This window comes from Bacillus cereus group sp. BfR-BA-01380, from assembly GCF_022663535.1.
Lineage (GTDB): Bacteria > Bacillota > Bacilli > Bacillales > Bacillaceae_G > Bacillus_A > Bacillus_A cereus_BB.
The window spans coordinates 110,711-120,555 of record NZ_JAKUFS010000016.1 but is presented as its reverse complement, the minus strand read 5'-3'; the positions used below and the strand labels follow the sequence as shown (position 1 = coordinate 120,555).

Sequence of the window (9,845 nt, the reverse complement as noted above, 5' to 3'; positions counted from 1 at the left end):
TTTAAAAAAGATGAGCCCTATTCAATTTAGGGATCACCTTCTTAAAACTGCCTAGGCTTTTTTAAAAATGTCCTTTACAAAGGGTACACTTTAAAGCGGTCAGGGCCTTTTCCTGCCACATGCAAGGTTTAAAACAAAATGAAAAAGCGAGTGAAGGTCATTTTTTATTCTGCATAGCAGTGACTTATAAAGAAAGGCGGAAGCGGCTCGCTCAGAACAAGAGGGGGATGGAGCTTCTGACATAGAGGCGCTTTTTGTCTCAGTGGAAGACGCGAAGCCACCAACTGTTCTAGCCGCTGGAGCTGGATCATAAAGAAAAGCGGAAGCGGCTCGCTCAGAGCTAGACAAAGATGTCGAAAAATGAAAATGGATTTATATAGAATGAAAAACGGCAGACAAAGATAAACTTTCATCAATAAGAGAGTTTTCATAGTTAGTAGAGACTAAATGAATACAAGAAAAAGCTGTATATGATGTGCAGCTTTTTTTGAATGATTTTTTCTTTTGTTTATCGAATACTATATAAAGTAAAGAATACAAAAAGGATAAAGTGAAACTTTAATCAGTGGGGGTTTTCTTCATCCCCCACCTAACTTCTTAAGAAAAGCGGAAGCGGCTCGTTCAGAATCGCAGGACGCCCACGCCCCTGACAGAGAGGCGCTTTTCGCCTCGTCTGAGGGGGTGAAACGGCCGGAGATTCTAGCCGCTAGAGCTGGACAATGTCTTCGCCGAATTTTGAGGTGGGAGTATTACTGCCCACGAATAGCGGGATAAATTTTTGTCGCGGGCTGTTCATGGAAGAAGTAGAAGTAAGAAAGTTATACATTCAATATGAGAATGGGGTGAATTTGTATGGTGAGATATCGCGGGGAGTTAGAAAATCGAAATAAGTTTACTTTGAGTATACAACCTGCTTTATGGTCAGGGAGTATTGACAAAGATTTAGCTTATAAGCAATACATTCCTCGTATCGAAGTAACGCTTACGGTGTGCGATGTGAAACAACACTCTTCGTTTTCAAACACTGTTTATTATGGAATTCAAGATATCATTGCGCTTCAAATTGAAGTAGATAATCAAGGAGAAGAGGCTGTTTCTCACATATTTGTCAGTCATATGATTAGAGATCAGTTGTCGTATGTTCCAGATACTTTAACATCCGATAATGGGGAAAATGAATTTCTTTTTCGACTTGTTCGTTGGCGCATTGATAACTTATTACCGAAAGAAAAAGCACGTTTAGTATGGCACGTAAAAGCTGAGCGTAACAGTATATCACCTTCTTTGCCTCTTCAGGCTACGTATACATTCCAACATAATCACCAAGTGTATGGACCATTGCAAACAAAAGAGGTTCTGCTGATAAAAAAGAATTAAGGAATCTACTGAAAATGAATTTATGTATAAATACAAATTAAAAAAACGACCTAAAAATCTCTTTCGTTAAAGTGTCCCTTCGTTAGAGGAGGGTGTATTTCTTTTTTCCTAAATAGTTATTGTTGTATCCGAAGTATAAGGTAAATAAAAAAGAGGACACATTGACAATCGGTATGAATGAATCGAATCGCTAAAAATGTAACAAAAGTGTTATAAGATGATATTGTACACATCACATTTATGTCTACAAGAGCAATATCCCCATTAAAAGGGACTTCACTTGAAGAACTGTTAGAACTAGCGTAAACGAGGTTATATCAAAATAGAGATATACAAAAAGTAGAATTAAAACATTATTATTTAGAAACATTTTTTGCAGTTTTGTTACAAGATATTGTGTATTTTGTAACAACCCCCTTTAAAAAAGTAGTTAATCATCATATAATAAACGATGGACGTATCAGTACATTTTGCACAATGATTTCTCATTAAAAGTGTAGAGTTGGAAAGATCTCTACACTTTTCCTTTTGAAGAGATTTGGAAAATAATCGGAATTTATTATTGCGTCGATTCTTTTAGACTGTGTAAAATAAAACAAGTACCGATGTATAGAAAAATAGAAAGGAAATGATAGAATGGTAGACGTTACGAACCGTCGCTCTACACTAATTAAGCGGTTGGGTATTGCTAGTATTGTAATTTGTACTGTAGCAGCAGGTTTTTTTATGTTTCAATCCATTACTTCTCCTGCAAGAGCAGTTGCGAATCAAGAAAATACTGTTCAGCTTGCCAGTGAACAGTCAAAAGTAGAACTGAGAAAAGAAGTACCAGAAAAATATAACGGTCAAATGCGTAAAATAGTATACTTAACATTTGATGATGGTCCAAGTGAATTTCAAAAGGAAATTTTAGATACTTTAAAAAAGAATAACATAAAGGGAACATTCTTTATGATTGGTGGAAATATTCCAGCTCATAAGGATAGTGTAAAGCGTCTAGTAAAAGAGGGTCATTATCCAGGTGTTCATAGTATGACGCATAATTATAACAAACTGTATAAAGAAGGTAAATTTGTTGAGGAAATGAAACAAGCTCAAGATATTATGAAAGACGTAACAGGTATTCATTCGAGCCTTGTTCGTTGTCCATATGGAAGTATGCCGGGACTTACTCAAGCGTTGCGTGATCAAATGACTTCTGTTGGTATGAAAGAATGGGATTGGACTGTTGATTCTTTAGATTGGAAATTACCAGGAAATCCTAATGGGGTCATTCAAAATGTTGTTTCTCACGTTAATAAAGAGAGAGAAGTCGTTTTAATGCATGAAAAGAAGCAAACAGTGGAAGCTTTGCAAACAATCATTGATGATCTTCGTAAAAAAGGATATGAATTTGAGGTATACGATGAAGCAAATCATTTTCCATTAAATTTCTGGCATGATAATCGCATATAAAATAGGAGGAATTGAAATTGAAATATAAAAAAGTAGCACTAGTAGCAGCTATATCAATGAGTTTACTTGCAGGTTGCTTTGGCCCTAAACCAGAAGAAGAGTTATACGTAGCATTTGAGAATGCTGCAAAAAAAGAAAAAACAATCTTTGAAGATGCGAAAACATTAGAAACATTAGAAAAGCAAGGGCAAGAATTATATAGCCAGATTGTAAAAGACGGAAAAGATAACAATCAAGTGGTAAAAGAGAAGTTAGATCAAGCTGTAAAAAGCGTTACTGATCGTGAAAAAGTGTTAGATAAAGAAAAAGAAACGTTAGATAAAGCGCAAGAAGAAACAAAAAATGTGGATAAATATGTAAAGGGACTTGAAGATAAAAAGTTACAAGAACAAGCAAAGAAAGTCCAAGATGCATATAAAGGCCGTTATGATGCTTTTAAAAAGATGTATGATAACTATAAAAAATCATTAAAACTAGAAAAAGAATTATATACGATGTTGCAAGCGAAAGATGAAAAATTAAAAGCAATTAGTGAAAAAGTAAAAGGTGTAAATCAATCTTATCAAGAGATTGAGTCTCCGAAAAATAAATTTAATGAATATACAAAACAGTATAATCAAGAAAAACTATCTTTCTATAAGCAAGCAAACATTAAAATAAAAGAAGATAAAAAATAAAGAAGCTTTGGCCGAAACGGCCAAAGCTTCTTTATTTTTTTGTATAAGTACGACGATACCAAGGCGTTGGTTCGCTTAACTTTTTTTCTTGTTGAAATGCCTCTTTTCCAATATACTGCTGGAGCATTTGTTTAGCAGAGGTTAAGGACAGATGTGTTTTTGGGTTACGATATGCACAATCGAGGTTGCCGAGGTGTGGAAGGTTGCGAAAATCGTCTTTCGTAGGAGGAATATGGAAGTAATAATTACCTGCTCGGACAAGAACGTCAGATTGTTGCTGGCTAAAGCGTGGGTTTTTGGAAAAATGTAAACCTTCTTTCGTAGCTTGTTTTTCTGTAATTAATCGTTCTAAAGCTGTTTTTTTTAACCAATATAAATATTTCGGATTTGTAGCAGATTTTGCATGTCGGTTGACACTGAAAATCGCTTCAGCAAGTTGATGAACTGAAAATTGATTATAGGAACGAGACTGGGATTGTGAAGAATTCATCTTAGCACTCCTTTCTTGTCTACATTATCATAATTCAATAAAAGTTAGCAATTATTCTATGTAGAAAGCTAATATATGTATTTTCATACTAAAGCAATGTTGTGACAAAAAACAACTATTTTGTATAATATATAAATACAAATTGGAAAAACGACATAAAAACGACATAAAAACCCTCTTTCCTTTTGGATGAGCAAGAGCATCTGGTCATGCATAGAAGTGATCAGGGCCTTTTCCTGCCACACGCAAGGATTAAAACAAAGGGAGAAAGCAAGTAGCAGTATATTTTGTTTTGCATAGCATTGACTTATATGATGAAACATCAACATGGATTTATATAGTTATATCTTTTTTTAGTAAGTCAATACTTGTATTTAATGGAGTGAAAAAACTGGGAAGGATCTTTATTAATTAATATAGGTACTCTTATGTTATGGTGGATGAGTTTTGTAATTTTAAATAACGATATAATCATACGAAGAAAAGGATGACGAGAGCGTTGAAAAACCAATATGGAATTATTGATATCGGATCGAACACAATGAGATTAGTTATTTATGAAAAACAAAGTGGTGGCTTTTACAAAGAAATTGAAAATACAAAGGTAGCTGCTCGCTTACGGAATTATTTAGTAGATGGTTCCCTGAGCGAAGAAGGGATTCATATATTATTACATACTTTATTACAATTTCAAGAAAGTACTCGATTTCATCAATTACATAAAGTATTGTGCGTAGCAACGGCAACAGTTCGGCAGGCTAAAAATCAAATGGAAATTAAATGTCTTGTTGAAGAGTACACTGATTTTAAGCTTCGAGTATTGTCAGAATATGAAGAAGCGCGGTATGGATATATAGCTGTTACAAACTCTACCTCTTTCACGGAAGGGATTACCGTTGATATTGGAGGCGGAAGTACAGAAGTTACGTATTTTCAAAATCGAGAAATGGTAAACTATCATAGTTTTCCGTTCGGAGCGCTGTCGTTAAAACAACAATTTCTTCGTTATGATACACCAACTTCAGAAGAGCTTGAAGAATTAAGAAGCTATTTATGGTATCAGTTTCAATCCCTTCCATGGCTTAAAGGTAAGAAATTACCGTTAATTGCAATTGGAGGTAGTGCACGTAATATGGTGAACATTCATCAAAATCTTATTTCTTATCCAATTTCTGGATTGCATTTATATAAGATGAAGCCAACTGATATTGAATATGTGTACGAACATTTAGTAAGGCTTCCCTTTATAGAATTGCAAAAGTTAGAAGGTCTTGCTAAAGATCGCGCAGATACTATTATTCCGGCAGTAGAAGTGTTTAAGATGTTAACAACTATTATAGAAGCCCCGTCCTTTGTATTAAGTAGAAAAGGACTACGCGAAGGAGTTTTTTATGAAGAGTTAGTTAGTCCAATTGGAATTACTTATTATCCAAATGTCGTGGAAGAAAGCTTACACTTACTTTCTCATGAATATGAGATGGAGATGGGTGCTGTGATACAACTTATGAAAAATGCTACGAATATTTGTAAGGGATTAGAAAAAAATGGGATTGTTTCTTTCGAGCAAGAAGATTGGACTGCACTGCATAGAGCGGCAAAAGTATTTAATATTGGAAAATATATTGATGAAGAGTCAAGTAGACAACATACATTTTATTTATTAGCAAATAAAACGATAGATGGCATGATGCATAAAGAACGGATTAAATTAGCATTAATTGCTTCTTATAAATCGAAATTGTTGTTTAGACAATGCATCGAACCATTTGCGGGTTGGTTTGAAAAAGACGAACAAAGAAAAATACGATTATTAGGATCGGTTTTGCAATTTTCAGCAGCATTAAATGTAACCAATCGGAATCTTATTGAATCCGTTCGTATTGTAAAAAGAGAAGGTGGGCTTGCTTTTTATATTTGCTGTAAGCAATCAGCTTTATCTGAAAAAGTACAAGCTGAAAAGCAGAAAAAGCAGATAGAGAAAATTTTAAAGGTGAACATTGATCTGTGTTTTAATGAAGAATGTTAAGTTGTATGGACTTCTTTACAAAAAATTTACATTTCTCCCAGTAAAAATTTGTTAAAATAAATATAACTAAATTATATTGAGAAAGCTTTAGAGGGAAGTGTGAAGGGAATATGGAAGTGATGAAAAATAGTCTTATAAATTTGAATGATACAGCTTATTATAACAATCGTGAATTAAGCTGGCTTGCCTTTAATGAACGAGTATTACAAGAAGCACAAGATGACAGTAATCCATTACTAGAGAGATTAAAGTTTATTAGTATCTTCAGCTCAAATTTAGATGAATTTTTCATGGTGCGTGCTGCAGGACTAAAAGATCAGGTGAGAGCTGGATTTAATCAACCGGAAAATAAAGCGGGACTAACGCCGAAAAAACAACTGGAAAAAATTTCATACAAAGCACATGAATTAACGCAAGTACAGTATGATACTTATCAAAATGTTTTACTTCCTGCAATGCGGGAAGAAGGAATCGAACAGTTGTCTTTTCATGATTTAACGAAAGAACAACGAGAATTTATTGAAGAATATTTTGATGAGCAAATTTTCCCTGTGTTAACACCTGTAGCAATTGATGCGTATCGACCATTTCCTATGTTATTAAATAAAAGTTTAAATTTAGCTGCTATTTTATATGATGAAAGACAAACAGTAGAAGAAAATCGAACAAAGCTTGGCATCGTTCAAGTTCCATCACTATTAGAACGCTTTATTTTTTTACCCAATGAAGATAATAAGCAAAAATTTATTTTTTTAGAAGACGTGATTAGTAACTTTACTCATAAATTATTTACAGGATACACAGTATCTTCTGTTACCCGTTTCCGAATTACGCGTAATGCAGATTTAACAATTCATGAGGAAGGCGCACGTGATCTATTGAAAGTCATTGAGAAAGAATTAAAAAAACGAAAATGGGGAGCGGCGGTTCGTTTAGAGGTAGGGACGGATAATTTAGATGAAAGAGTATTGTCTCTATTATACGAAGTGTTAGAAGTGAAAGATGAAGATGTATATATGATTGAGGGCCCGCTTGATCTAACATGTTTATTTGCGCTCTATAAAAAGTTAGCACCTACATATGATCATCTAATATATCCTGCATTTATTCCTCAGCCACCTCAAGATTTAGATAACGAAGAAGATATATTTGAAAAAGCGCTAGAACAAGATATTCTATTACATCATCCGTTTGAGTCATTTCATCCGGTCATTGATTTTGTAGCAGACGCAGCTGAAGATCCAAATGTATTAGCAATCAAACAAACACTATACCGTGTAAGCGGGGATTCACCTGTTATTCAAGCTTTAAAAACAGCAGCAGAAAACGGGAAGCAAGTGACAGTACTTGTGGAATTAAAGGCTCGTTTTGATGAAGAAAATAATGTCCAATGGGCAAAAGAATTAGAAAAAGCAGGTTGCCATGTGATTTATGGTGTTAGCCATTTGAAAACACATAGTAAAATTACGCTTGTTGTAAGGCGGAAGTATGGGAAAATTGAGCGATTTGTTCATTTAGGCACAGGTAATTATAATGATGCAACTGCGAAATTATATACTGACTTTGGATATGTTACATCACGCAAAGATTTTGGAATTGATGCAACAAACTTTTTTAACTATTTAAGCGGATATACGATGAAACCACATTTTCATCAATTATCCGTTGCCCCGTTTGATATTCGTCAGCAATTTATTGAACTCATTGACGAAGAGATTCGCTATCATAAACAATATGGAAATGGCTATATTATAGCGAAAATGAATTCCTTAACAGATAAACCGCTTATTCAAAAATTATACGAAGCATCGCAAGCTGGTGTAAAAATTGATCTCATTGTGAGGGGAATTTGCTGTTTGCGTCCTCAAATACTAGGTGTAAGTGATAATATTCGCGTTATTAGTGTGGTAGGTCGTTATTTAGAACATAGTCGTATTTATTATTTTCACCATAATGGAGAGGAAAAAATATTTTTATCTTCAGCCGATTGGATGACGCGTAATATGGAAAAGCGTGTAGAAATATCATTTCCTATTTTAGGAATTGATATGAAAACGCGAATTAAAGATGTTTTACAACTTATTTTAGATGATAATGTAAAAGCACGTGAACAAAATGAACGTGGAGAATATCATTATGTGGTAAGGAATTGTATAGACAATATTGAAAGTCAAGTGCAGCTCTTTCAAATGGCATATACACATACTGAAGAGGAATAAGGTAAAACTGGAATTCTCTATAAATATAAATTGAAAAACCGACATAAAAATCCCTTTTTCTTTTAGGCGGACGAGAGTATCTGGCCATGCATAGAAGCGGTCAGGGCCTTTTCCTGCCACATGCGAGGTTTAAAACAAAGGGAGAAAGCAAGTAGCGGCCAGGTTGGATTCTGCATAGCAGCGAGCAGGGATTTTTACTACCAAATGCAAGATAAAAAGTGATAGTAGGTTATTTTTTAGTCTGCATAGCGGTGATTTACATGTTGAAAAATGAAAGTGGATTTATTTGCACGTAATGGAATAAGAGATACATAGAAAAAAGGTCTCGATTTGAGGCCTTTTTTACATAGTTTTTTCTACTTACATTAGTAAAAATACGGTGTTGGAAAAGGAGGGCCGTAGCAAGGATACGGTCCGCAAAATGGTCTAGGCCCAAATGCCAATGCTCCGCCGAGTAAACCTCCTGCAAGCCCAGCTAAAAAAGGAAATCCGAAAAATGGGATAAATCGTGAATCTCCGATTGGACCAAATGGAGCTGAACGGAATGGAATTGGCTGATATTGAGGATACATGTTAAAACCTCCTTCAATGAACTCATTGTTATCATATGGGAAAATAGCGTGGATGAGCGAGTACAAGAGAGAATGGTGTAGAAAATAGGCGAAACACAATCTTATATTATGTCGATTGTAACGTGAAGAGTGTAATTTCCGGTTTTGCTAAAAATCGGAATGGCACACGCGTTGTTCCAATGCCTCGATTTACATACAATAACAACTCGTAGTTTTGCTTAATATGATAAAAACCTTCAATATAATGCTTTGCAAATGTAGGAGTAATAATGGCGCCAAAGAAAGGGAGTTGTACTTGTCCACCATGACTATGTCCAGAAAGTTGTAAATTAATAGGGAAATTCGCAATATATGGTGCAACATCGGGTTCATGTACGAGGACAATTGTATAAAGATGATCTTGCGCTTGTTTTAAAATACCATGTATGTCAGGTTTTCCAAGCATAATATCGTCAATACCGAAAATAGAAATTTCACTTCCATCTAGTAGACGAATGCGTTTTTCATCATTTTGTAATACTTCAAATCCGGATTGCTTCATGATATGACCGTAGTATTCTGTCCCGTACCCACCATGATCGTGATTACCGAAAATGGCAAATTTACCAAGCGGGGCATGAATCGTTTGTAAAATTGATGAGACAAATGGAGTACCTTCATATGTTTGATAATTGTCGATTAAATCCCCGGTAAAAAATACGATGTCGGGTTTTTTTTCATTTATTTTTGCAACTACTTTAGAAAGTTGTTGCAATGAGTAATAATACCCTAAATGTAAATCGCTAAATTGAACGATTTTAACACCGTTAAACCCATATGGAATAAGTGGGGAATGGAGTGTATGATACGTAAAAGAGAGAAGAGATGGTTCTATAAACTTTGCATAATAGTAACCTGTACCAGTCGTTATACAAGTATACAATAGTGTGCGAATTCCTTTTTTTATAAAATTTCTTCTTGTTATTTGATTCATATTTATATGAGCGAGATGATAGAAAATAATAATAGTAGAAAGGTGTGATTCGTTAG

At 34.5% G+C, this 9,845-nt stretch carries 8 protein-coding genes; 5 read left to right on the top strand and 3 right to left on the bottom strand.

Annotated features, from left to right (window positions below):
• Positions 1–852: 852 nt before the first annotated feature.
• The 3 genes from MR076_RS15900 (at position 853) to MR076_RS15890 (ending at position 3,509) form a co-directional block, all read left to right on the top strand.
• Positions 853–1,377 carry a hypothetical protein gene (locus tag MR076_RS15900; RefSeq protein ID WP_242222184.1) on the top strand — a complete coding sequence of 175 codons (525 nt, stop codon included), beginning with the start codon at positions 853–855 and terminating at the stop codon, positions 1,375–1,377.
• Between the two features lie 636 nt (positions 1,378–2,013).
• Entirely contained in the window at positions 2,014–2,832 is an 819-nt protein-coding gene (locus MR076_RS15895; protein ID WP_242222183.1) for a peptidoglycan-N-acetylglucosamine deacetylase, read from the top strand.
• A gap of 56 nt (positions 2,833–2,888) precedes the next feature.
• Positions 2,889–3,509 (top strand): YkyA family protein, encoded by a 621-nt coding sequence (locus MR076_RS15890; RefSeq protein ID WP_242222187.1) that lies wholly within the window; start codon positions 2,889–2,891, stop codon positions 3,507–3,509.
• A 31-nt stretch (positions 3,510–3,540) separates the two neighbouring features.
• On the opposite strand, the gene MR076_RS15885 is transcribed toward MR076_RS15890, so the two are convergent.
• Positions 3,541–3,999, bottom strand: a complete 459-nt coding sequence (locus MR076_RS15885; protein WP_242222182.1) for a YkyB family protein — start codon at positions 3,997–3,999, stop codon at positions 3,541–3,543.
• 487 nt (positions 4,000–4,486) lie between these two features.
• Between MR076_RS15885 and MR076_RS15880 the strand changes: the two genes are divergently transcribed.
• Together MR076_RS15880 and MR076_RS15875 are read left to right on the top strand one after the other, a co-directional pair.
• Positions 4,487–6,025, top strand: coding sequence for a Ppx/GppA family phosphatase (locus MR076_RS15880; protein WP_242222181.1), 1,539 nt, complete (start codon positions 4,487–4,489; stop codon positions 6,023–6,025).
• A 110-nt stretch (positions 6,026–6,135) separates the two neighbouring features.
• Complete coding sequence (locus MR076_RS15875; protein WP_242222180.1) at positions 6,136–8,244, top strand: RNA degradosome polyphosphate kinase; 2,109 nt, start codon at positions 6,136–6,138, stop codon at positions 8,242–8,244.
• Positions 8,245–8,609: 365 nt separating this feature from the next.
• Here the strand turns inward: MR076_RS15875 and MR076_RS15870 are convergent, their stop codons facing one another.
• Positions 8,610–8,816, bottom strand: coding sequence for a hypothetical protein (locus MR076_RS15870; RefSeq protein ID WP_242222179.1), 207 nt, complete (start codon positions 8,814–8,816; stop codon positions 8,610–8,612).
• A 106-nt stretch (positions 8,817–8,922) separates the two neighbouring features.
• Positions 8,923–9,789 (bottom strand): metallophosphoesterase, encoded by an 867-nt coding sequence (locus tag MR076_RS15865; RefSeq protein WP_242222178.1) that lies wholly within the window; start codon positions 9,787–9,789, stop codon positions 8,923–8,925.
• Positions 9,790–9,845: the final 56 nt, after the last annotated feature.

Bases quoted from the DNA above. Each gene is read 5' to 3' on its own strand.
- MR076_RS15895 (WP_242222183.1), top strand. From the start codon at position 2,014: ATGGTAGACGTTACGAACCGTCGCTCTACACTAATTAAGCGGTTGGGT.
- MR076_RS15870 (WP_242222179.1), bottom strand. From the start codon at position 8,816: ATGTATCCTCAATATCAGCCAATTCCATTCCGTTCAGCTCCATTTGGT.
- MR076_RS15885 (WP_242222182.1), bottom strand. From the start codon at position 3,999: ATGAATTCTTCACAATCCCAGTCTCGTTCCTATAATCAATTTTCAGTT.
- MR076_RS15890 (WP_242222187.1), top strand. From the start codon at position 2,889: ATGAGTTTACTTGCAGGTTGCTTTGGCCCTAAACCAGAAGAAGAGTTA.
- MR076_RS15865 (WP_242222178.1), bottom strand. From the start codon at position 9,789: ATGAATCAAATAACAAGAAGAAATTTTATAAAAAAAGGAATTCGCACA.
- MR076_RS15900 (WP_242222184.1), top strand. From the start codon at position 853: ATGGTGAGATATCGCGGGGAGTTAGAAAATCGAAATAAGTTTACTTTG.
- MR076_RS15875 (WP_242222180.1), top strand. From the start codon at position 6,136: ATGGAAGTGATGAAAAATAGTCTTATAAATTTGAATGATACAGCTTAT.
- MR076_RS15880 (WP_242222181.1), top strand. From the start codon at position 4,487: ATGACGAGAGCGTTGAAAAACCAATATGGAATTATTGATATCGGATCG.